The following is a 24045-nucleotide window of genomic DNA, read 5'->3' as shown; positions in this document are numbered from 1 at the left end:
CATTACCTCATAACAGCAGCGGCAAGCATCAAGCTGCAAGCTGCAAGACAATCACGTTGGATCGGCAAGCCCGGAGCTGCTTATGACTTGCAGCCTGGGGCTTGCCGCTTGCGGCTTTACTGTGGGTTGGCACGGGTGCTGGACAGCAGCGACTTCAGACTGGCCGCTTTCGGTTTCACCAGCCAGAACTTGCGCAGGTAATCGTCCAGGTTTTCCAGCAGATTCTGCCCCCACTCGCTGCCGGTCTCTTCGACGTATTCGGCGAGCACGCTTTCCAGGTGGCTGCGGTAGGCCTCCATCGCTTCATTGTTGATGCGTTGGATTTCCACCAGCTCGTGGTTGACGCGGTCGTAGAAGCCGTTGTCCAGGTCGAGCACGTAGGCGAAACCGCCAGTCATGCCCGAGCCGAAGTTGTAGCCGGTCTTGCCCAGCACACAGACGAAACCGCCGGTCATGTACTCGCAGCAGTGGTCGCCAGTGCCCTCCACCACGGCGTGGGCGCCGGAGTTGCGCACGGCGAAACGCTCACCCGCAGTGCCGGTGGCGAACAGCTTGCCGCCAGTGGCGCCGTACAGGCAGGTGTTGCCGATGATGGCACTGTCCTCGGTGGCGAACGGGCTGCCAGCAGGCGGAGTGATAACGATCTTGCCGCCAGTCATGCCCTTGCCCACGTAGTCGTTGGCATCGCCTTCCAGACGCAGGTGCAGACCACCGGCGTTCCACACGCCGAAGCTCTGCCCGGCAGTGCCCTTGAAGCGGAAGGTGATAGGCGCGTCGTTCATGCCCTGGTTGCCATGCACGCGGGCGATCTCACCGGAAATGCGCGCACCGATGGAACGGTCGCAGTTGCCGATGTTCAGCTCGAACTCACCACCGGTTTTGTTGGCGATGGCGTCCTTGGCCATGTCCACCATCTTCTCGGCCAGCAGACCTTCGTCGAACGGCGGGTTCTTCGGCACCTGGCAGAACTGCGGCTTGTCGGCCGGGATATGCGCGCTGGCCAGCAGTGGCGACAGATCCAGGTTGCCCTGCTTGGCAGTTTCGCCCGGCAGCACTTCGAGCAGGTCGGTGCGGCCGATCAGCTCTTCCAGGCTGCGCACGCCCAGCTTGGCCAGCCACTCGCGGGTTTCCTCGGCGACGTAGGTGAAGAAGTTCATCACCATCTCGACGGTGCCGATGAAGTGATCCTTGCGCAGCTTGTCGTTCTGCGTGGCCACCCCGGTGGCGCAGTTGTTCAGGTGGCAGATGCGCAGATATTTGCAGCCCAGGGCCACCATCGGCGCAGTACCGAAGCCGAAGCTCTCGGCGCCGAGGATGGCGGCCTTGATCACGTCCAGGCCGGTTTTCAGACCACCGTCGGTCTGTACCCGCACCTTGCCGCGCAGGTCGTTGCCGCGCAGGGTCTGGTGGGTTTCGGCCAGGCCCAGTTCCCAGGGCGCACCGGCGTAGCGGATGGAGGTCAGCGGCGATGCGCCGGTACCGCCGTCGTAGCCGGAAATGGTGATCAGGTCGGCATAGGCCTTGGCCACACCGGCAGCGATGGTACCGACGCCGGCCTCGGCCACCAGCTTGACCGACACCAGTGCCTTCGGGTTGACCTGCTTGAGGTCATAGATCAGCTGCGCCAGGTCTTCGATCGAGTAGATGTCGTGGTGCGGCGGCGGCGAGATCAGGGTCACGCCCGGCACCGCGTAGCGCAGCTTGGCGATAAGGCCGTTGACCTTGCCCCCCGGCAACTGGCCGCCCTCACCGGGCTTCGCGCCCTGGGCCACCTTGATCTGCAGCACTTCGGCGTTGACCAGGTATTCCGGGGTCACGCCAAAGCGGCCGGTGGCCACCTGCTTGATCTTCGAGCTCTTGATGGTGCCGTAACGGGCCGGGTCTTCGCCGCCCTCACCGGAGTTGGAGCGACCACCCAGGCGGTTCATCGCCTCGGCCAGCGCCTCGTGCGCCTCCGGCGACAACGCGCCGAGGGAGATACCGGCGGCGTCGAAGCGCTTGAAGATCGACTGCAGCGGCTCGACTTCGTCGAGGCTGATCGGCGTGGCGGACTCCTTGACCTTGAGCAGGTCACGGATCATCGACACCGGACGGGTGTCGACCAGCGTCGAGTATTCCTTGTACTTGGCGTAGTTGCCCTGCTGCACGGCTTCCTGCAGGGTGCGCACCACGTCCGGGTTGTAGGCGTGGTATTCGCCGCCGTAGACGAACTTGAGCAGGCCGCCCTGCTGGATCGACTTGCGGTTGTTCCAGGCCTCCTGGGACAGCAGCTTCTGCTCGCTTTCGATGTCGACGAAACGCGCACCCTGGATACGGCTGGCCACGCCACGGAAGCACAGCTCGGTGACTTCGTCGGCCAGGCCGACCGCCTCGAACAGTTGCGCACCGCGATAGGAGGCGATCGTGGAGATGCCCATCTTCGACAGGATCTTCAGCAGGCCCTTGGAGATGCCCTTGCGGTAGTACTTGAATACTTCGTACAGATCGCCCAGCACTTCGCCGGTGCGGATCAGGTCGCCCAGCACTTCGTAGGCCAGGAACGGATACACCGCCGAGGCGCCGAAGCCCAGCAGCACGGCATAGTGGTGCGGGTCACGCGCGGTGGCGGTTTCCACCAGGATGTTGCAGTCGCAGCGCAGGCCTTTCTCGGTCAGGCGGTGATGCACGGCGCCGGTGACCAGCGCGGCATGCGCCGGCAGCTTGCCCGGAGCGATGTGACGGTCGGTCAGTACCAGCAGCACCTTGCCGGCACGCACGGCTTCCTCGGCCTGGTCAGCCATGTTGCGCACGGCAGCTTCCAGACCCAGCGACTCGTCGTAGTTCATGTCGATGACATGACGGTCGAAGCCCGGGCGATCCAGATTCATCAGCGCACGCCACTTGGCTGGCGAAATCACCGGGCTGCTGAGGATCACGCGGGTAGCGTGCTCCGGCGACTCACTGAAGATGTTGCGTTCGGCGCCCAGGCAGATTTCCAGGGACATGACGATCGCTTCGCGCAGCGGGTCGATCGGCGGGTTGGTAACCTGCGCGAACTGCTGACGGAAATAATCGTACGGCGAACGCACGCGCTGGCTGAGCACGGCCATCGGCGTGTCGTCACCCATGGAGCCGACGGCTTCCTGGCCCTGCTCGCCGAGCGGACGCAGCACTTGGTCACGCTCCTCGAAGGTGACCTGGAACATCTTCATGTACTGCTTGAGCTGATCCGGGTCGTAGAAGGCCGAACCATGGTCGCGGTCTTCCAAAGTCGCTTTGATACGCTGGGCATGCTTGCGCAGCCACAGCTTGTAGGGGTGGCGTGACTTCAGGCGGCTGTCGATGGACTCGGTGTCCAATACCTGGCCGGTCTCGGTGTCGACGGCGAGGATCTGCCCCGGGCCGACACGGCCCTTGGCGATGACGTCTTCGGGCTGGTAGTCCCACACGCCGATTTCCGACGCCAGGGTGATGTAGCCGTTCTTGGTGGTGACCCAACGTGCCGGGCGCAGACCGTTACGGTCGAGCAGGCATACGGCATGGCGACCATCGGTCAGCACCACGCCGGCCGGGCCATCCCAGGGCTCCATGTGCATGGAGTTGTATTCGTAGAACGCGCGCAGGTCGGCGTCCATGGTCTCGACGTTCTGCCAGGCCGGCGGAATGATCATGCGCAGGCCGCGGAACAGGTCGATGCCGCCGGTGACCATCAGCTCGAGCATGTTGTCCATGCTCGAGGAGTCGGAGCCAACACGGTTGACCAGCGGGCCCAGCTCGTCGAGATCGGGGATCAGCTCGTTGGCGAACTTGGTGCGACGGGCCTGCGCCCAGTTGCGGTTGCCGGTGATGGTGTTGATCTCGCCGTTGTGCGCGAGGAAGCGGAAGGGCTGCGCCAGCGGCCACTTCGGCAGGGTGTTGGTGGAGAAACGCTGGTGGAAGACCGCGATGGCGGTCTGCAGGCGCTCGTCACCCAGATCCGGGTAGAACTGCTGCAGGTCCGCCGGCATCATCAGGCCTTTGTAGATGATGGTCTTGTGCGAGAAGCTGCAGATGTAGTGATCGCTGTCGTCGGCATTGGCCACCGACGAGCGCCGGCGGGCGCTGAACAGCTTGATGGCGAATTCCTGGTCGGACAGGCCATCACCGCCGATGAACACCTGCTCGATCTGCGGCAGGCGTTCCAGCGCCAGTTGGCCGAGCACGCTAGTGTCGATCGGCACCTTGCGCCAGCCCACCAGTTGCAGGCCTGCCGCAAGGATTTCGCGGTTCATGTTCTCGCGCGCGACCTCGGCCTTGGCCGGGTCCTGATTGAAGAACACCATGCCCACGGCATATTGCGCAGGCAGTTCGACGCCGAACTGCTCCTGGGCGATGGCGCGCAGGAATCGATCGGGCTTCTGGATCAGCAGGCCGCAGCCATCACCGGTCTTGCCGTCGGCGTTGATACCGCCGCGGTGAGTCATGCAGGTGAGGGCCTCAATGGCGGTCTTGAGCAGGTGATGGCTAGCCTCACCTTGCATATGGGCGATCAAGCCGAAGCCGCAGTTATCCTTGAACTCATCAGGACGGTACAAACCTGCTTTCATAGGGGAAACTCTCACCAGGCTGCCTGTATTCCAGGCAAATTACTTTCTAATTCAATGTCTTAAACCCGAAAAGCGGGCACGGGCCAGCTTTGCGCAGGCAAAAGGGAGGTCATTGTACATATCCACCCACCCCGTCACAAATTTTCGTGACGAAGGGGTGAAAAATTATGTCGCAAAAACGAAGGATATGAACATCCAGCCATGATAGCGACCAACGAGTCACGACATGGAACACGCTTGCACACAGCGACGCCACAGGTAGGCGCCCCCCCCTGTAGCCCATCAGATTGAAAGCGTTATGAAGACATCCTGCAAGCGGGACGCACAGGCACCCCGCCGAGCAGCTACCAGGTATTCACCTAGCGACTCATTTCCTGCTGAATACTGCCAATCGTGCGCGGCCAGGGCTTACCAGCCTGCAGCTTGGCCGGTAAGGTTTTCACTGCCGCCTGGGCGGCCGCCCGGCTGGCGAAGCTGCCATAGGTCAGCACGTACAGCGGCTGGCCCTGATGGATTTTCTTGAAGTAGCGGTACTCACTGCCCCCTTCGCGCACCATGGCCTGAATATTCGCCTCGGAACGCGACCCCACCACTTGCAGCGCATAGCGTGATGCCGGCTGCTGAGCATACCAATTACCACCTGCCGGGCTGGGTGTTGCCGGCTTGGCGGTTGCTGGCGAAGGAGCTGGAGCCGGCTTGGCTGCAACGGCGGGCTCCGCCTGTTTGGTCTCTGTCTGCTTCAGTTGCTGCTGCGTAGCAGGCTTTGGCGCTGCAGGTGCAGGTGCAGGTGCAGGTGCAGGTGCAGGTGCAGGTGCAGGTGCAGCAGCGATTGGCGCAGGCGGTACGGTGACGGTCGAGGGATCTGGCGCAGCAGGCGGCTCGAAGTTGTCCAGTTCCTCGCCCGCGGCTTCGGCCAGGGGCTGACGGATCACGGCTTGCGGTTGACCGACCAAGGGCAAGGGCAGCGGCTGGCTGCTGCCCGCGAACTCGATGGCAGGCGCGCCACTGGCAGCCTGCGGCTCTGGCGCCTTTCCGTCGGCAGGCGCTGCAGAAGGCTGCAGGGGCAGCGAGGCACTAAGCTCAGGCTCGCTGGCAGGCTGGCTGTCGCGACCCTGCATCACCCAGGCAGCCGCCACCCCCACCAGCACCACGGCCAGCGCCAACAGATGTTTCTTCGGCAGGGAGAAGGAGAAACCGCCTCGACGCGCGCCGGAACGCTGCGCCAGCATCTGCTCGATCAGCAACTCGCGCGCCTCGCCGTTAATTGCACCCGGCCAGCCGCCGGAGCGCTGGTGAATCTCCTCGACCTGCTCCTCGCTCAATACCTCGATACCCTGCCCCGCCCCTTCCAGGCGCTGAGCGAGGTAGTCACGAGTCTCCTCCTCGGTATAAGGCTGCAGCTCGATGGCGTGATAGCACTCCTCACCGTTGGCCAATGCTTCGAGGCGCTCCAGCAGTGCCTGCTCGGCGAACAGGAAGACATGCGGGCGCCCCTCGCCATCGCCGGCCGCCAGGGTCAGCACCACCTGCAACGCCGCATCGTCAAGCTGATCGGCATCGTCGATCAACAGGTAGACTTCCTGTCCGGTCAAGGCCAGTTGCGAAACCTGGTTGAGAATCGAGCGGGTATCGGCCGTCGCCAGCGACAGCCCCTGGGCCACCTGGCGCAGCAGTGCCTCACCCCCGGTGATGCCCTGGGCAATGACCACGCTCTGCACAGCCTGTTTGTTGGTGCTGGCAACCAGCGCCTGGCGCAGCAGCGTTTTGCCACTACCCTCAGGCCCGGTTACCACCAGCAACAATTGGCTGTATCGCGCCAGATGATGCAATTGCCCCAGCACGGGCTTGCGCTGTGCAGGGAAGAACTTGAAGCCCGGCACCCTGGGCGCGAAGGGGTCGTGACTGAACTGGTAGTGCGCCAGAAACGCTTCGTCAGCATGCAAACTGGTCATGAATCACTCTTCAAGCGTTGATCGAGCGAGCCAGCGCTGCATAGTCGCAACGCAGCGTGGCCTCGAGAATTTCACGCGGATAGTCGGCCGTCACAACGGCCTCGCCCAGGCGCTTGAGCAGCACCAGGCGCAACTGACCATCCAGCACCTTCTTGTCTACCGCCATGTGCTGCAGGAACTGCTCCGGAGTCATGTTCTGCGGCGGTACTACCGGCAACCCGGCAGCCTGCAGCAGGCGCACGCCTCGATCACGATCGGCCGCCGACAGCCAGCCAAGGCGATGGGACATTTCCAGCGCCATCACCGTGCCAGCCGCGACCGCCTCGCCATGCAGCCAGACGCCATAGCCCTGCTCGGTCTCGATGGCATGGCCGAAGGTATGACCGAGATTCAGGGTGGCGCGCACCCCCGACTCACGCTCATCGGCACCGACCACGCGCGCCTTGGCTGCACAGGAGCGCTCGATAGCCTCGGTCAGCACCTGCTGATCGAGCGCACGCAAGGCCGGCATGTTCTGCTCCAGCCAGGCCAGGAAGGGCTCATCGCAGATCAGGCCATACTTGATCACCTCGGCCAGCCCCGCCGACAACTCGCGCACGGGCAGGGTATTCAGGCTGCAGGTATCGATCACCACGGCCTTGGGCTGGTAGAACGCCCCGACCATGTTCTTGCCCAACGGGTGATTGATGCCGGTCTTGCCGCCCACCGAGGAATCCACCTGGGAGAGCAAGGTCGTCGGCACCTGGATGAAATCGACGCCACGCTGATAGCAAGCGGCGGCGAAGCCTGCCATGTCGCCGATCACGCCGCCGCCCAAGGCCACGACCGTGGTGCGACGATCATGCCGAGCGCTCAACAACCCATCGAAGATCAGTTGCAGGGTTTCCCAGTTCTTGAAGGCTTCGCCGTCCGGCAATACCACCGAGGCAACACTGTAACCCTCGAGCACCTGCAGCAGCGCTTGCAGGTACAAGGGTGCGACGGTCTCGTTGGTGACCACCGCCACCTGCCGCCCGGCGATATGCTGAGCCAGCAATTCGGGGCGAGACAGCAGCCCCTGACCGATGTAGATGGGATAGCTGCGCTCGCCGAGATCAACGTGAAGTGTCTGCATGACGCCCCCAGGATAAAAAGGCGACTAGGATAGCGCAGTTCGCCCTGGGCTTTAACGGGGCGGTAGCATATCCAGCCGAGCCAGAATCTCCTGCACAACCATCCGCGGTGGGCGCTCGTCCGTCTCGATGACGATATCGGCGAGTTCACGGTACAGCGGGTCACGCACCGCCATCAGATCACGCAGCACCTGTGCCGGATTAGCATTGCGCAACAGGGGGCGATTGCGGTCACGCGCCGTGCGCTCGATCTGCTGTTCAACCGAGGCATGCAGATAGACCACACGCCCCCCCGCATGCAACGCCTGGCGGTTCTCGGCACGCATCACCGCACCACCACCAGTGGCCAGCACCAGACCATCCTGCCGGGACAACTCGGCGATGACCGATTGCTCGCGCTCACGAAAACCCTGCTCGCCTTCCACATCGAAGATCCAGGGGATATTGGCACCGGTGCGCTGCTCGATCTCCTTGTCGGAGTCCTTGAAGGGCAAACGCAGTTCTTTGGCGAGCAAACGCCCGATGGTGCTCTTTCCAGCGCCCATCGGGCCAACAAGGATTACATTCCGCACTTAGGTCATCGATTCACGGCAATGGCTTGGTTGTTCATGATGCGCGGGGTAAGGAAGACAAGCAATTCCGATTTGGTATCGCGCACCACGTCGCGGCGGAAGACACGCCCCACGAAAGGCAGATCGCCCAGAAAAGGAACCTTATCCACAGCAGAGCTTCGGGTGTTGGAGAACACACCACCGATTACGATTGTTTCCCCATCATTGATAAGCACCTTCGCGTTAACTTCATTCTTCTTGATTGGCGGAACGCCCAAGACTGCATTGGGATAGTCTGGCTCATCCTTGTTCACTTTAACTTCCATGATAATACGGTTATCAGGAGTGATCTGCGGCGTGACCTCCAGAGCAAGAGCAGCTTCCTTGAAGGCGACAGTGGTCGCGCCACTGGAACTCGACTCCTGATAGGGCACCTCAGTACCCTTGAGTATCTTGGCGGTTTCCTTATCGGAGGTTACTACCTTTGGCTGGGAAACGATTTCACCGTTACCACTCTTCTCCATCGCAGAAAGTTGCAAATCCAGAATAGCGTTATCGGTAATGAAACCAATACCGATACCAGAGGAACTATTCACCACCCCCATATCCACGAAAGGTACAGGCACGTTAGTGGTACCCACTGTAGGACGAGTACAGTTTCCTCCGAAAGGACCGCAGGTTCCGGCACCTTGAGGATTAACACCAGTCGCACCATCCTTACCGTATGAGCGCCACTTGGAACCTGCACCGCCCAAGGTTCCTCCCCAGCGAACTCCGAGGCTCTTGTCATAATCAACATTGGCCTCAACGATTCTCGCCTCGATCATGACCTGACGCACTGCGATATCCAACTGCGCAACGATACGGCGCAACTCATCGAGGCGCTCCTGGGTCTGGTAGGCGATAATACTATTGGTACGCTCATCGACAGCCAGCGAACCACGCTCTTCAGACGCAGCCCCACTACCCCCTGCGTCCGCATTAGTACCAGTAACCGACTGGAACAACTTGGCTATATCAGCCGCCTTGGCATAGTTCACCTGAATCAACTCACGACGCAGCGGTGCCAGCTCGGCGATCTGCTTCTGCGATTCCAACTCCTGGCGCTCGCGCGCGGCGATTTCATCCGCCGGTGCAACCAACAACACGTTGCCGACCTGACGCTTGTCCAGTCCCTTGGTCTTGAGCACCAGATCCAGAGCCTGATCCCAGGGCACGTTCTGCAGACGCAGAGTGATATTGCCGGAAACGGTATCACTGGCAACCAGGTTCAAGTTGGTGAAGTCCGCGATCAACTGCAGCACGGAGCGCACGTCGATGTCCTGGAAGTTCAGCGACAGCTTCTCGCCCTTGTAGACGAAGCGCTCGGCACTGCGACGCTCGGCATCTTCCTGGGTCAGCGGCTTGACGCTCAGGGTGAGCTTGTCGTCCGTCTGATAGGCGAGATAATCGTACTGCCCCACCGGCTCGATCAGGATGCTGGTCTTGTCGGCCGCGCCGCTCGCACTGACGAACTGCACCGGCGTAGCGAAGTCCTTCACATCGAGCTTTACGCGCAGGGACTCGGGCAGTTCGGTCTTGGCGAAGTCCAGACGAATCTTGCCACCCTGCTCCTGAATATCAGGGCTGACGGAGGGATCGGAAAGCGTGATGACGACATTTCCCTCACCTTGCTCACCACGCTGGAAATCGATGTTCTTCACGGCCCTGGTCGGTGCGCCATAGACCTTCTTGCTCGGAGCTGGAGCGACCGGGGTGGCCGCCACGGCCGGTCGGCTGGCCGGCGCAGCAGTGGATTCACCGACCAGCACGTAGAGATCGTTACCCTCCACACGCGTGCTGTAGGGCGCCAGGGTGCCGAGATTGACGATCAATCGCGTGCGATCCTTGGCCTCAACTATGGTCACGCTACGGGCATTGCCAGCGCCAAGCTCCCGGTTCTTCGCGCCGAGCTTGTTGGCAACGCCTGGCAGATCCAGGGCGATACGCGCTGGCTGCTCGATGGTATAGCCACGCGGCACTGCCACAGGCTCGTCGAAGGACAATTTCAGCTCGACCCGATCACCCGGCAAGCTCGCGACATCCATACCTTGAAGATTAGCCGCCAAAGCCGAGGACGATAAGAACGCCATCAATAAGGCGGCACTCAAGCAAGAAAGAGAGCCATTCATGTTAGTACCCTGTTTGGCAGACCGATTAGTTATATTCATCTCTTCACTTCGCCCCTATCAGGAGCGCTCCTTCAAGGGAAGGCTGCGCGGCCGCTCAAGCCAGCCACCTTCGCCATCCGGAACAATTTCCATCACCTCGATCTTGGAATCGTCGATCGAGATTATCTTGCCGTTATTACGCCCCAGATAATCACCCACCTTCACCCGGTGAACGCCGCCCGCCCCACTGACCAGTGCGAAGAGCTCATGGTCATTACGCAGGGTTCCCACCATCTCGAAGGTTTCGATATTGAAACCTTCGAGGAACTGCTTGACCCGGCTCTCATCAGGTTTGATTTCCTTGGAGCCCTTCTGCCGGGCCACCACATCGATCTTGACCGGCGGCTGGAACGGGCTGCGCAGCGAAGCGGCTCGATAGGTGAAGCTTTCATAGGGCTGAAAGGTCGGCAACGGCTCAATGGAACCCTTGGGTCTGGCACGCACCTCATCCATATAGGCGCGTAGATCGGAGAAGTCGCTACTGGCACCGCAACCTGCGAGCACGGAGAAAACCACTAACAAAGCCAGGCGAGAGAATTTCATCACTGCGCCCCCTTGTCGTTGTAGCGATAGGTCTTGGCCATGATCTGCATGCTCAAGCGACTGGAGTTTCCAGCACTCGCTGGCGCTAGCTGAAAGTCATGCAAGGTGACAATGCGTGGCAAGCTCGCCACGCCACTGACGAAGGTGGCCAGATCGTGATAGCCACCGGTGACTTTTATCTGAATCGGCAACTCGACATAGAACTGCTGAGTCACCTCCGGCAGGAGCTTGATTTCCTCGAACTCCAGGCCACTGCCCAGGCCAGTGCGGGTGATATCCTCGAGCAATCCAGGCACCTCGGTATCACTGGGCAATTGCCGGAGCAGTTCGCCGAAGGAAACTTCCATCTCCTTCATCTGCTCCTTGTAGGCCTCCAGGTTCGCGGCCTGGAAGGCCTTGCTGGAGAACTGCTCCTTGAGCGTCACCTCCTCACCCTGCTTGCGCTCCAGTTCCGACTGCAGATCCTTCAGATGGAAGTTGTATCCCAGGGCCAGGACAGCGATAAGCAGCAACAGCCCCGCGATGAACTTGACGGGTGCCGGCCAGGACCCCAGGTTGTTAAGGTCGAGATCATTGAGGTCGACACTACGTAGACTTTCCAAAGATTCACGCAAACTCATTTCGCAGCCTCCACTTGATCCGCTTGAGGCTGGGTCTGCTGCACCGTCAACTGAAACACATTAGCCTGATCGACGGCACCTGCGGTAACCGCCTTGACCTCGGTCAGATTGGGTGCGGTCAGCCATTCAGAGGCGTCGAGATTACGCATCAGATTGGAGACGCGGTTGTTCGATTCGGCAGCACCGACTATGGCGATCTCCTTGCCCGTCATCTTAACGCTGGTGTAATACACGCCGTCGGGCAAGGTTCTCACTAGCTGATCGAAGATACGCCCGATGATCGGACGATTGCCCTGCAGATCCTGAATGATCTTCATCCGCTCCAACAATTGCTGGCGGCGAGTCTTCAACTCACTGATTTCCTTGATACGCGAATCGAGCACGGCAATTTCGCTCTTGATGAAATTGTTGCGCGCATTCTGAGTATCGATAGCCGCCGTCAGCATCTGATCGCCCAAGAAGACACAACCCGCGCCGATGACCAGAACACCAAGCAGGCTGACCAGAAAGCGCTGCTTGCGCTCTTCGCGCAATTGCTCGCGCCAGGGTAATAGGTTGATACGCGCCATCAGTCGAAACTCCTCAACGCCAGACCGCAGGCAATCATCAGTGCCGGCGCATCACTGGCCAACGCACCTGCGTTGACCTTGCTACCCAGAGCCATATCGGCAAAAGGGTTGGCCACTAGAGTTTGCGTACCGATTTTCTGCTGGATGAGACGGTCAAGGTCGGGAATGGAAGCCGTTCCGCCTGCCAGCAGGACGTAATCGACATCACTGAACTGACCAGCAGCGAAGAAGAACTGCAGCGAGCGCGACACCTGCTGCACCACGGCTTCCTTGAATGGCTGCAGGACTTCGGCATCGTAGTCGTCCGGCAGGCCACCCTGCTTCTTGGCCAGCCCGGCTTCCTCGACGGACAGCCCGTAGCGTCGCTGAATTTCTTCGGTGAGCTGCTTGCCACCGAACAACTGCTCGCGGGTATAGATGGTGCGACCGTTGTGCAGCACGCTCAGCGTAGTCATGGTGGCACCGATATCGACGATGGCCACGGTGAGCTCGTCATGACCGGCGCCCAACTGACTCTCCAGCAGCGCGTAAGCACGCTCGAGGGCATAGGCTTCGACATCCACTACCTTGGCGGTCAGTCCTGCCAGGGCGAGGGCGGCCTCACGCACTTCGACGTTCTCCTTGCGGCAGGCGGCCAGCAGCACTTCGACCCGTTCGGGATTACGTGCAGCCGGCCCCTGAACCTCGAAATCGATCGCCACTTCCTCGAGCGGATAAGGAATGTACTGGTCGGCTTCGATCTTGAGCTGGTTCTCCAGCTCGTCGTCCGACAGCCCGGCCTCCATCTCGATGCTCTTGGTGATCACGGCGGAGCCGGCAACGGCCACTGCGGCTGATTTGACGCTCGTCTTGGCCTTGCTCAACACTCGAGACAGCGCCTGCCCCACCCCCTCCAGCTCGGCGATGTTCTTTTCCACGACAGCATTTGGCGGGAGCGGCTCGACTGCGTAAGCCTCTACCTTGTAGCGGCTTCCCGAGCGACTCAGTTCGAGGAGCTTGACCGAGGTCGAGCTGATATCGATCCCCAGCAGCGTATTCGCTTTCTTAGTGAAGAGCCCTAGCACGACCGTTTTCCTATTGGCATCCGCGACTTACGGACTATTTATGTTTTTCCACATTAAATATCAGTCTTGACAGAAGCGCAAATGGCTACCCCGAGGAAAAAACGCTTATAATGTGATCGATTTTTCCCTTTTAGCCTCGGCTACTGCTTAACTCATTCTTTTACTTGGAATTCCGAACATTTTGATGCGCCTGCTGAAGTTCTTGTGCTGGTCTTGCCTTGCCGTATTTTGTGGACTGTTGCTCAGTTTCAGCGGCGCATACCTTTATCTTAGCCCGACCCTTCCCTCCGTCGAATCATTGCGCCAGGTGCAGCTACAGATCCCGCTGCGGGTCTATAGCAGCGACGCCAAGCTGATCGCCGAATTCGGCGAAATGCGCCGCTCCCCCATTCGCTTCGACGAAATCCCCAAGGATTTCATCAGCGCCCTCCTGGCGGCGGAAGACGATAATTTCGCGAACCATTATGGCGTCGATGTGACGAGCCTGATGCGCGCTGCCACGCAATTATTGAAAACCGGTCAGATTCAGAGTGGCGGCAGCACCATTACCATGCAGGTGGCGAAGAACTTCTTCCTCACCAACGAGCGCAGTTTTTCGCGCAAGGCCACCGAAATTCTCTTGGCCTTGCAGATCGAACGCGAGCTGAGCAAGGACGAGATCCTCGAGCTCTACGTGAACAAGATCTATCTGGGCAACCGCGCCTATGGCATCGAAGCGGCAGCCCAGGTCTACTACGGCAAATCCATCCGCGACCTGACCCTGGCACAGATGGCCATGATCGCCGGCTTGCCGAAAGCGCCTTCGCGCTACAACCCCCTGGTCAATCCAACCCGCGCCAAGGAACGCCGCGACTGGATCCTTGGTCGCCTCTACCGCCTCGGGCGTATCGACCAGGCGCGCTACGAAGCGGCCCTGGCCGAAGAAGTGGACGCGCGCTACCACGTACCCACTCCCGAACTGAACGCCCCTTACATCGCCGAAATGGCCCGTGCCGAAATGGTCGGGCGCTATGGTAGCGAGGCCTACACCGAGGGCTACAACGTCACCACCACCGTGCCCAGCCATCTGCAGGAAATCGCCAACGACGCATTGCGCCAGGGCCTGATCAGCTATGACCAGCGCCATGGCTACCGAGGCCCGGAAAGCCGCCTGCCCGGCATGACGCGTGAAGCCTGGCAGGCCGAGTTGAGCAAGTACCGCAGCATCGGCGGCCTGGAGCCGGCGATCGTCACCCAAGTGGAAAAGAGCGGCATTCTGGTGCTCAGACGCAACGGCGAGGAACAAGCCGTGCCCTGGGACAGCATGAAATGGGCGCGCCCCTTCCTCAATACCAACAGCCTCGGCCCACGCCCACAGCAACCAGCGGATGTCACAGCGGTTGGCGACGTGGTGCGCGTGCAGCAACAGCAAGATGGCAGCCTGAGCTTCGTGCAGATCCCGGCCGCCCAGAGCGCGCTGGTATCCCTCGACCCCAACAGCGGCGCCATCGAGGCATTGGTGGGCGGCTTCTCCTTCGAGCAGAGCAATTACAACCGCGCCGTGCAAGCCAAGCGCCAGCCCGGCTCTAGCTTCAAACCCTTCATCTATAGCGCGGCCCTGGATAGTGGCTACACCGCCGCCACCCTGGTTAACGACGCACCGATCATCCTCTCGGACGACTACCTCTCGCAGAAATGGCGACCGAAGAACGACAACAACACCTTCCTCGGCCCGATTCGCCTGCGCGAAGCGCTGTATAGGTCGCGCAACCTGGTGTCGATCCGCCTGCTGCAGGACATGGGCGTGCCGCGAACCCTGGACTACATCCAACGCTTCGGTTTCGATGAACAGGACCTGCCGCGCAACCTGTCCCTGGCGCTGGGCACCGCCAGCCTGACCCCCATGGAAATCGCCGAAGGCTGGGCAACCTTCGCCAACGGCGGCTACAAGATCGAGCCCTACCTGATCCAGCGCGTCGAGGATCGCAACGGCAAGACCCTGTTCCGCGCCAATCCGGCGCGGGTGCCGGGCAGCGAGCCGAACCAGGAAAATGCGAATCTGGCCGTGAACGCGACGGACGACCTGCCGCCACAGGAGCCCAAGGTCGCGGAACGGATCATCGACGAACGCACCGCCTACATCATGACCAGCATGCTGCAGGACGTGATCAAGCGCGGTACTGGCCGCCGCGCTCTGGCCCTTGGCCGCAACGACCTGGCAGGCAAGACCGGTACCACCAACGAGTCCAAGGACAGTTGGTTCTCCGGCTACAACGCCGACTACGTGACCACCGTATGGGCTGGTTTCGACCAGCCGGAAAGCCTCGGTCGCAACGAATACGGCGGCACCGTCGCCCTGCCGATATGGATGAACTACATGGGCCCCGCCCTCAAGGATCGTCCGAGCCACGCCCCCAAGGAACCCAAGGGCATCCTCACCCTGCGCGTCGACCCGGTCAGCGGCCGCGCCGCCTCGCCCGGCACGCCGGATGCCTACTTCGAGGTATTCAAGAGCGAAGACTCGCCGCCGCCGATGAACGAGTTCGAGCCGGGCATGGGCGCCCCTGGCAGCCCGCTGCCGGCCGACGAGATGGCACCGATCGATCTGTTCTAGAGGAGCAGCTACAAGCTGCAAGCCTCAAGCGGTAAGTAGAAGCGGCGCGGGGAGCATTTGATATACCGGAGCTACGATCATGCTCCGGGAGCGGTTTTTCTCTTACTTGCAGCTTGTGGCTTGCAGCTTGAGGCTCAATAAAAAACCCGCCGAAGCGGGTTTTTTATTGAGCGGCAGCTTAGCCGTTGAACACTTCGTCCACCGACTTCAGCGGATAGTGCTTCGGATAGGGCAAGGTCGCCACGCCGGTCTCGATGGCGGCTTTGGCCACGGCATCGGAGACCATGGTGATCAGGCGCTTGTCCATCGGCTTCGGAATGATGTACTCACGGCCGAACTCGAGCGACTGCACACCATAGGCATCACAGACGTCCTGCGGCACTGGCTGCTTGGCCAGGTCGCGCAGGGCGAGGGCGGCAGCGATCTTCATCTCTTCGTTGATGCGAGTGGCACGCACGTCCAGAGCACCACGGAAGATGAAGGGGAAGCCCAGCACATTGTTCACCTGGTTCGGGTAATCGGAACGGCCGGTGGCCATGATCACGTCGTTACGGGTGGCGTGCGCCAGTTCAGGCTTGATTTCCGGGTCCGGGTTGGAGCAGGCGAACACGATGGGGTTGGGTGCCATGCGGGCCAGATCCTCTGCGCTGAGCAGGTTGGCACCGGACAGGCCGACGAACACATCCGCGCCATCGAGTGCCTCGGACAGGGTGCGCTTGGCGGTTTCGGTGGCGAACACGGCCTTGTACTGGTTCAGGTCGTCACGACCGGCGTGGATCACGCCTTTGCGGTCGATCATGAAGATGTTCTCGACCTTGGCGCCCATGCTCACCAGCAGCTTCATGCAGGAGATGGCCGCAGCACCGGCGCCCAGGCAGACGATCTTCGCTTCGGGCAGAGTCTTGCCGGCGATTTCCAGGGCGTTGAGCATGCCGGCGGCGGTGACGATGGCGGTGCCATGCTGGTCATCATGGAATACGGGGATGTCGCACTGTTCGATCAGCGCGCGCTCGATCTCGAAGCATTCGGGGGCCTTGATATCTTCCAAGTTGATGCCGCCGAAGGTGATGGAGATGCGCTTCACGGTGTCGATGAAAGCCTGCGGGCTCTCGGCATCGACTTCGATGTCGAACACATCGACGCCGGCGAAACGCTTGAACAGCACGCCCTTGCCTTCCATGACCGGCTTGGAGGCCAGCGGGCCGAGATCACCCAGACCGAGGATCGCGGTGCCATCGGAAATGACTGCTACCAGGTTGCCTTTACCGGTGTAGCGGTAGGCAAGCTCCGGATCGCGCGCGATCTCGCGCACCGGCTCGGCGACACCCGGGCTGTAGGCCAGCGACAGGTCACGGGCAGTGGCAGTGGGCTTGGTGAGCTCGACGCTCAGCTTACCCGGACGGGGCTTCTCATGGTATTCGAGAGCGGCAGTTTTCAGATCAGACATAGTGGCGTTCCGCTTTTGTTGCTGTTGAATGGGCAGGCGGCCGAGGATACGCAAGTTGTATACAGCTCGACAAGACTGTTCGGTCGCACTGCAACCGCCGCTTCACCGAAGCGTCTTCACCCAGTCACCAGCACGCGGCTCGCCGCTTGGATAAAGGTTGTTGAGCAGGCGCAGACGCGCCTCGCCTCCTTCACCCGCTGGCCCCTGCCTGGCCAGCGCGGCCATGCTCTGCCCCGCCTTGATGCGCACCAGCTTGAGCCGTACCGGCTCGGCCAACTTGCGCTCCTTGGCCGTCAGGGCACGGAAACTGCGGATGACGCCGAGAAAGCGCGCATCCTCGGTTTCCAGCGATGCCCGCCCCTTGACTGCCGCCACGAACAGAAAGGCATTGGCACCGCGATAGAGCACAGCGACGCGGCGCGCCGACTGCCCGGGCAGCACGGCGGTATAACCTTGCAGCGACCCGACTCGTAGCTCTTCGCCGGCCAAAAGGCGCTGGCCGCCCACCCGCTGACGCAGGAACTCGGCGGGCGTCAGGCGTTTGTCCGCCGGCTCGAGGGTCATGGCGATGAATGCCTGCTCGTCCGGGGCATGCCCGATCAACACGTCCGGGCGATTGACCAGTTGCCAGCCCTGCGGATAGCTCAGGGTGAAGTCGAGTTCACCATGATAGAACTGCTGGCCGCGACGAATGCCATTGGCCGCCGAGTCGCCGAATACCAGACCGTCGAGCATCTGCAGGAAGGTATCGCGACCGACTTCCTGATTGCTGCCAGCCAGGGCACGGGCCGGGCCGAGCACTTGCTGCAGGCGGCGGTCGTTGTCGGGATGGGTGTCGAACAGGCCGTGGTAGCCACCGACAGCAGGTGCCTCACCACGCTTGGCGGCCTCATCGCGGGCGAAGGTTTCCTGGTTCTTCAGCACCTTGACCACCTCGATCATGGCCTGCGGATCGTAGCCACTGCGCGCCAGGTACTGCGCACCGAGGCCATCGGCCTCCAGCTCCATGTCACGGCCGTAGCCCCGCACGAAGGCATTGCCCATGACATTGGTCAGATCCCCCACCGCACCGATGCCCGTACCGATGGCCGCCGCCTGACCGAGCAGCCCCCAGGCTGTGGACTGGCTCTGCTGGCGCACGCTGTGGCGCGCCGTCACGTGCCCGACCTCATGCCCCAGTACGGCCGCCAGCTCCGCCTCGGAATTGAGGTAGGCGAGCAAACCACGGTGGATATAGATGTAGCCCCCCGGCAGGGCGAAGGCGTTGACGTCCGGGCTGTCGACCAGGGTGAACACGTACTTGAGCTGGCTGCGGTGGCTGTTGCGTGCCACCCGCTCGCCGACGCGCTGGATATAGGACTGCAGTTTGGCGTCGTCGTAGCGCGGGTATTGCTTGAGGATTTCCTGGTTGTAGCGCGCACCCATGTCCAGCTCCTGGCGCTCGCTCATCATCACGAAATCGTTGCGTCCGGTGGCCGGGTTCACCGCACAGCCGGCGAGCCAGACACACAGCAGGCACACCCCCAGAGTACGCATCATGGCAACACCTCCAACATCGCCGGGTGGGTCAGTGGCAACATCCAGCGCGCCTGCCCGGATTTCAAACCACCGCGGCTCTGCCGGTCGATCACCCAGCCACGAGCCTCGACATTTCGCCCTTGCAGACGCATCAGGGCGCGATCGTCGAACGCAGCGAGCAACTCGGGGGCCACGCGCAATACACGGTTGCCGTCCAGCTCCAGCCATAGACCACCACGATTGCGCTGCACATCGGCGACGCGCCCGGTTATCAGGGCAAAACCGCCGCTACGCAACTGGCCGGCCTGCTTCGCCTGCACCTGCCGCCACAACCCCAGACGCTGCTGGCGCGCTTCGCGCTCGGCCTCGCCCTGGCAACGCACCAGTTGCGTATTGGGCGCGACGGCGACCATGAAACCCAACCCCTCGCTGAGCAGTTGCGCCTCGATATTGCGCCCGTCACGCCCATACAGGTGCGCCAGGGTGCGCCCATAATGATCCTTGCCCTGCTTGCCGATCTGCACACCCAGCTTGCCGCCACTAGCCTCGACCAGTGCCTGCAGACGGCGCCTGGCCTGCACGGCATAGGGCTCGTCACTGCGGCCCTTGCGCCCCAGCTCCGGGGTATTGATGCCGATAAGACGCACGCTGCGCCCGTCGACCAGGCGCAGGGTATCGCCATCCACCACCTGGCGCACGGCCACCTGCTGCAGGTCGGCGCGCAACGGGCAGAAGGCCTGGGCGAACTCCAGCCACAACAGAGAAACGAAAAAGGCGCCCACCAGGGACGCCTTTTTCAGATTCACGGAGAGGTGCATGGCACGTTCCGTTACCGCTCGGCCGCTTACTTGGCGCCGAACACGCCGAAGCGCTGCTTGAAGCGGTCGATACGACCACCGGTATCCAGCACCTTCTGCTTGCCGGTGTAGAACGGGTGGCACTCGGAGCAAACGTCGAGGCTCAGGTTCTTGCCCAGGGTGGAGCGAGTCTTGATCACGTTGCCGCAGGAGCAGGTAGCGTCGATCTCGACGTAGTTCGGATGGATATCGGCTTTCATGGTGCTTTCCTCGGGGTAGTCGTGCCGCCACCCGACCCAACGTCAGGCACCGCACGGAAATAGGCCGCGCATCTTACCAGACGCGCTGAGCGATGCAAGCGCGCGCAGCGCGCCGGCCGTCGCGTGCTAAGATCGCCGGCCTGTCCATGGAGCTTATGGCTTGCCCGACCTGATCCTGCGCCTCGCCCTACCCTCGCCGCTGCGCCGCCTGTTCGACTACCTTGCCCCCGCTGGCGTGTCGCGCAGCGCCTTGCAGCCAGGTGTACGCCTGCGCGTGCCGTTCGGCCGACGCGAACTGGTCGGCATCCTGGTGGAAGTCGACAGCCAGAGCGAGGTACCCGCCGACAAGCTCAAGCCCGCGCTGGAGCTGCTCGATGCGCGCCCACCGCTGCCCGCATCACTGTTCAAGCTGTGCCTGTGGACGGCGCAGTATTACCAGCACAGCCTTGGCGACACCCTGAGCTGGGCGCTGCCGGTGCTGCTGCGCCAGGGTGAGCCGGCGCAGGTGCGCCAGGAACGCTACTGGCTGGCCAAAACGGGCGCCAGCGTCGACGACCCGCGTCTGGCCCGTGCGCCGCGCCAGCAGGAGGCACTCAAGGCCCTGGCGCAGCACCCGCATGGCGTCGCTCACAGCCTGCTCAGCCAGTTGCAGCTCAACCGCGACAGCCTGCAACTGCTGCATGAGAAGGGCCTGGCCACGGTCGAACTGCGGCGCAACCTGCCGCATGCCAAGCCCGGACATTGGCTGGCGCAACCGGAACTGCCGCTCAATGCCGAGCAGCGCGCCGCCGTCAATGCCGTGGCCTCGGGCTGGAACCAGTTCAACGCCTATCTGCTGGCTGGCGTGACCGGCAGCGGCAAGACCGAGGTCTATCTGCAACTGATCCACCAGTGCCTGCAAGCCGGCAAACAGGCCCTGGTGCTGATCCCGGAGATCAACCTCGGCCCGCAGACCTTCGACCGCTTCGCCCGGCGCTTCAACGCGCGCATCGCCCTGTTGCACTCGGCGGTGAACGACCGTGACCGCCTCGATGCCTGGTTGGCGGCGCGCGATGGCGAGGCCGACATCATCATCGGCACCCGCTCGGCGCTGTTCACGCCGATGAAGCACCCAGGGCTGATCATCGTCGACGAAGAACACGACGCCTCCTATAAACAGCAGGAAGGCCTGCGCTACCACGCTCGCGACCTGGCGCTGGTGCGCGCCCATCAGGAAGAGGTGCCCATCGTCCTCGGCTCGGCCACACCTTCGCTGGAAAGCCTGCACAACGCCCATAGCGGCCGCTACGCCCTGCTCAAGCTGACCCAGCGCGCCGGCGGCGCCAGCCAGCCACGTTTCCTGCGCCTGGACGTGAAGAGCCGGCCGCTGGACTCGGGCATCTCCGGGCCGATGCAGCAGGCCATCGCCCAGACCCTGGCGGCTGGCCAACAGGTGCTGGTGTTCCTCAACCGCCGCGGCTTCGCCCCGACCCTGCTCTGTCACGACTGCGGCTGGCTGTCGGAATGCCCTCGCTGCGATGCGCGCATGACCGTGCATCAGCGCTACCAGGAACTGCGGTGCCATCACTGCGGCCATGTCGAGCGCCAGCCGAGCCACTGCCCCAAGTGCCAGCACGTCGACCTGCGCCCGGTAGGAGCCGGCACCGAGCGAGCCGAAGAGCGCCTGGCCGTGCTGTTCCCCGATCATCCGGTGCTGCGCATCGACCGCGACAGCACCTCGCGAAAAGGCGCGATGGATCGCCTGTTCAGCACCATCAACAAGGGCGAACCGTGCATCCTGGTCGGCACCCAGATGCTCGCCAAGGGCCACCACTTCCCGCGCGTCACCCTGGTGGCCATTCTCGATGCCGACGGAGGCTTGTTCTCCGCCGACTTCCGCGCCAGCGAGCGCATGGCCCAGTTGATCGTGCAGGTGGCTGGCCGCGCCGGGCGCGCCGAAGAGCCCGGCAAGGTGATCATCCAGAGCCACCTGGCCGACCATCCGCTGCTGGTGCAGCTCACCGAACAGGGCTACTTCGCCTTCGCCGAACAGGCCCTGAGCGAGCGCCGCGCGGCCGGCCTGCCACCCTTCTGCCACCTGGCGCTGCTGCGCGCAGAAGCGCATAAACCCGGCCAGGCCGAGAGCTTTCTCGATGAAGCCTGCTGCGAAGCCGAACACCTGCTGGGCGAGCTGGGCCTGACCGGCATCGAACTGCTCGGCCCGGTGCCTGCGCCGATGGAGCGCCGCGCCGGGCGCTTCCGCGCGCAACTGCTGCTGCAAGGCAATGCCCGCGCGCCCCTGCACCGCCTGCTCACCCCCTGGTCTCTGGCACTGGAGCAGATGCCCAGCGGCCGCGCGGTGCGCTGGTCGCTGGACGTCGACCCGATCGATCTTTTCTAAGCTGCAAGCTTCAAGCAAGAGCGGCGGCGTGCTTTTCCTTGTCGCTTGTGGCTTGCAGCTTGTCGCTGCTCTTATAATGCGCAGTTTTCGACCAAACCCAAGGCAACCCGAGCCGACCATGAAAGACAGCATTCGCCACCTGATCCAGCAAGCCCTTGACCGCCTCACCGCCGATGGCGTGCTGCCAGCGGGCCTGACGCCGGCCATCCAGGTGGAGAACACCAAGGACAAGAGCCACGGCGACTTCGCCAGCAATATCGCCATGATGCTGGCCAAACCGGCCGGCATGAAACCGCGTGACCTGGCCGAAAAGCTGATCGCAGCGCTGCCGGCCGATGAACAGATCGCCAAGGTGGAAATCGCCGGCCCGGGCTTCCTCAACTTCTTCCAGAACAGCGATGCCCTGGCGCAGCGCCTGGAAGCGGCGCTGGCCGATGCCAAGCTCGGCGTGCGCAAGAACGGCCCGACGCAGCGCGTGGTGGTCGACCTGTCGGCCCCCAACCTGGCCAAGGAAATGCACGTAGGCCACCTGCGCTCGACCATCATCGGCGACGGCGTGGCCCGTGTGCTGGAGTTCCTCGGTGACAGCGTGATCCGCCAGAACCACGTTGGCGACTGGGGCACCCAGTTCGGCATGCTGCTGGCCTACATGCAGGAAAACCCGGCGGCGGCCGAGAGTGAGCTGGCCGACCTGGAAGGCTTCTACCGTGCCGCCAAGAAGCGCTTCGACGAATCCCCCGAGTTCGCCGACCGCGCCCGCGAGCTGGTGGTCAAGCTGCAGGCCGGTGACGCCGAATGCCTGCGCCTGTGGAATCGGTTCAACGACATCTCCCTGAGCCACTGCCAGGCGCTGTACGACCGCCTCGGCGTCAAGCTGAGCATGGCAGACGTCAAGGGCGAGAGCGCCTACAACGACGACCTGCCGCAGGTGGTCGCCGACCTCGCCGCCAAGGGCCTGCTCACCGAAGACAACGGCGCGAAGTGCGTGTTCATGGAGGAATTCAAGAACGCCGAAGGCAACCCGCTGCCGCTGATCGTACAGAAGGCCGGCGGCGGCTACCTGTACGCCACCACCGACCTGGCCGCCACCCGCTACCGCTCGGGCACGCTCAAGGCCGACCGCGTGCTGTACTTCGTCGACCAGCGCCAGGCCCTGCACTTCCAGATGGTCTTCGCCTGCGCGCGCCTGGCCGACTTCGTGCCGGCCAGCATGGAAATGGAGCACATGGGCTTCGGCACCATGAACGGCCCGGATGGTCGCCCATTCAAGACCCGCGACGGCGGCACCGTGAAACTGGTGCACCTGCTCGATGAGGCCGAGCAGCGGGCCTATGAACTGGTCAAGAGCAAGAACCCGGAGCTGGGCGACGACGAGTTGCGCCAGATTGCCCGCGTGGTGGGCATCGCCTCGGTGAAATACGCCGACCTGTCCAAGCATCGCACCAGCGACTACAGCTTCAACTTCGACCTGATGCTCAGCTTCGAGGGCAACACTGCGCCCTACCTGCTGTATGCCTACACCCGCGTGGCCGGCGTTTTCCGTAAGCTGGGCAAGGGTGCGGACGAGATCGGCGGGCAGATCACCCTGGTCGCCGAGCAGGAGCAGGCCCTGGCCGCCAAGCTGGCGCAGTTCAATGAGTTGCTGGGCAGCGTCGCCGAAAAGGGTACGCCGCACATGCTCTGCGCCTACCTGTATGACCTTGCCGGCCTGTTCTCCAGCTTCTACGAGAACTGCCCGATACTGAATGCCGAAGACGAGGCCACTCGCAACAGCCGCCTGCGCCTGACCGCCCTCACCGGACGCACCCTCAAGCAGGGCCTGGAACTGCTCGGCCTGGAAACCCTGGAGCGCATGTAACCCGCC

The 24045-nt window shown here is 62.5% G+C and carries 16 protein-coding genes; 3 read left to right on the top strand and 13 right to left on the bottom strand.

What is annotated here, in order from left to right:
- Nucleotides 1-116 precede the first annotated feature (116 nt).
- From gltB to PVE35_RS02265, 9 genes are all read right to left on the bottom strand, one after another.
- Complete coding sequence (gltB, locus tag PVE35_RS02305; protein ID WP_277373640.1) at nt 117-4565, bottom strand: glutamate synthase large subunit; 4449 nt, start codon at nt 4563-4565, stop codon at nt 117-119.
- Nucleotides 4566-4924: 359 nt separating this feature from the next.
- The gene (locus PVE35_RS02300; RefSeq protein ID WP_277373639.1) at nt 4925-6517 is read right to left on the bottom strand and encodes an AAA family ATPase; all 1593 of its coding nucleotides are present in this window, start codon (nt 6515-6517) and stop codon (nt 4925-4927) included.
- Nucleotides 6518-6527: 10 nt separating this feature from the next.
- Entirely contained in the window at nt 6528-7631 is a 1104-nt protein-coding gene (gene aroB, locus PVE35_RS02295) for a 3-dehydroquinate synthase (RefSeq protein WP_268180930.1), read from the bottom strand.
- Nucleotides 7632-7682: 51 nt separating this feature from the next.
- Nucleotides 7683-8201, bottom strand: coding sequence for a shikimate kinase AroK (aroK, locus tag PVE35_RS02290; protein WP_277373638.1), 519 nt, complete (start codon nt 8199-8201; stop codon nt 7683-7685).
- 5 nt (nt 8202-8206) lie between these two features.
- Entirely contained in the window at nt 8207-10351 is a 2145-nt protein-coding gene (pilQ, locus tag PVE35_RS02285; protein WP_277373637.1) for a type IV pilus secretin PilQ, read from the bottom strand.
- A gap of 57 nt (nt 10352-10408) precedes the next feature.
- Nucleotides 10409-10933: a type 4a pilus biogenesis lipoprotein PilP gene (gene pilP / locus PVE35_RS02280; RefSeq protein WP_277373636.1), complete on the bottom strand. Its 525-nt coding sequence runs from the start codon at nt 10931-10933 to the stop codon at nt 10409-10411.
- Nucleotides 10933-11553: a type 4a pilus biogenesis protein PilO gene (pilO, locus tag PVE35_RS02275; protein ID WP_277373635.1), complete on the bottom strand. Its 621-nt coding sequence runs from the start codon at nt 11551-11553 to the stop codon at nt 10933-10935. Before pilO ends, pilP begins: the two co-directional genes overlap by 1 nt.
- Nucleotides 11550-12122 carry a type 4a pilus biogenesis protein PilN gene (gene pilN / locus PVE35_RS02270; protein WP_268180921.1) on the bottom strand — a complete coding sequence of 191 codons (573 nt, stop codon included), beginning with the start codon at nt 12120-12122 and terminating at the stop codon, nt 11550-11552. Before pilN ends, pilO begins: the two co-directional genes overlap by 4 nt.
- Nucleotides 12122-13186 carry a pilus assembly protein PilM gene (locus tag PVE35_RS02265; RefSeq protein ID WP_268180919.1) on the bottom strand — a complete coding sequence of 355 codons (1065 nt, stop codon included), beginning with the start codon at nt 13184-13186 and terminating at the stop codon, nt 12122-12124. Before PVE35_RS02265 ends, pilN begins: the two co-directional genes overlap by 1 nt.
- Nucleotides 13187-13367: 181 nt before the next feature.
- Between PVE35_RS02265 and PVE35_RS02260 the strand changes: the two genes are divergently transcribed.
- Entirely contained in the window at nt 13368-15779 is a 2412-nt protein-coding gene (locus PVE35_RS02260) for a penicillin-binding protein 1A (protein WP_268180917.1), read from the top strand.
- A 178-nt stretch (nt 15780-15957) separates the two neighbouring features.
- Here PVE35_RS02260 and PVE35_RS02255 read toward each other — a convergent pair whose 3' ends face one another.
- The 4 genes from PVE35_RS02255 to rpmE form a co-directional block, all read right to left on the bottom strand.
- The gene (locus PVE35_RS02255) at nt 15958-17226 is read right to left on the bottom strand and encodes a malic enzyme-like NAD(P)-binding protein (RefSeq protein WP_268180915.1); all 1269 of its coding nucleotides are present in this window, start codon (nt 17224-17226) and stop codon (nt 15958-15960) included.
- A 102-nt stretch (nt 17227-17328) separates the two neighbouring features.
- Complete coding sequence (locus PVE35_RS02250; protein WP_277373634.1) at nt 17329-18765, bottom strand: M48 family metalloprotease; 1437 nt, start codon at nt 18763-18765, stop codon at nt 17329-17331.
- On the bottom strand, nt 18762-19562 hold the full coding sequence (locus PVE35_RS02245) for a thermonuclease family protein (protein WP_277373633.1): 801 nt from the start codon (nt 19560-19562) through the stop codon (nt 18762-18764). Before PVE35_RS02245 ends, PVE35_RS02250 begins: the two co-directional genes overlap by 4 nt.
- Before the next feature lie 26 nt (nt 19563-19588).
- Nucleotides 19589-19801, bottom strand: a complete 213-nt coding sequence (rpmE, locus tag PVE35_RS02240) for a 50S ribosomal protein L31 (protein WP_003459015.1) — start codon at nt 19799-19801, stop codon at nt 19589-19591.
- Nucleotides 19802-19961: 160 nt separating this feature from the next.
- On the opposite strand from rpmE, the gene PVE35_RS02235 reads away from it, so the two are divergent.
- Both PVE35_RS02235 and argS read left to right on the top strand, forming a co-directional pair.
- Nucleotides 19962-22181, top strand: a complete 2220-nt coding sequence (locus PVE35_RS02235; protein ID WP_277373632.1) for a primosomal protein N' — start codon at nt 19962-19964, stop codon at nt 22179-22181.
- A gap of 118 nt (nt 22182-22299) precedes the next feature.
- Complete coding sequence (gene argS / locus PVE35_RS02230; protein WP_277373631.1) at nt 22300-24039, top strand: arginine--tRNA ligase; 1740 nt, start codon at nt 22300-22302, stop codon at nt 24037-24039.
- Nucleotides 24040-24045 lie beyond the last annotated feature (6 nt).

Origin of the sequence: Pseudomonas sp. AA-38, from assembly GCF_029457475.1 — a bacterium.
Classification (GTDB): Bacteria; Pseudomonadota; Gammaproteobacteria; order Pseudomonadales; family Pseudomonadaceae; genus Aquipseudomonas.
This window is presented reverse-complemented; position numbering and strand designations above follow the sequence as displayed.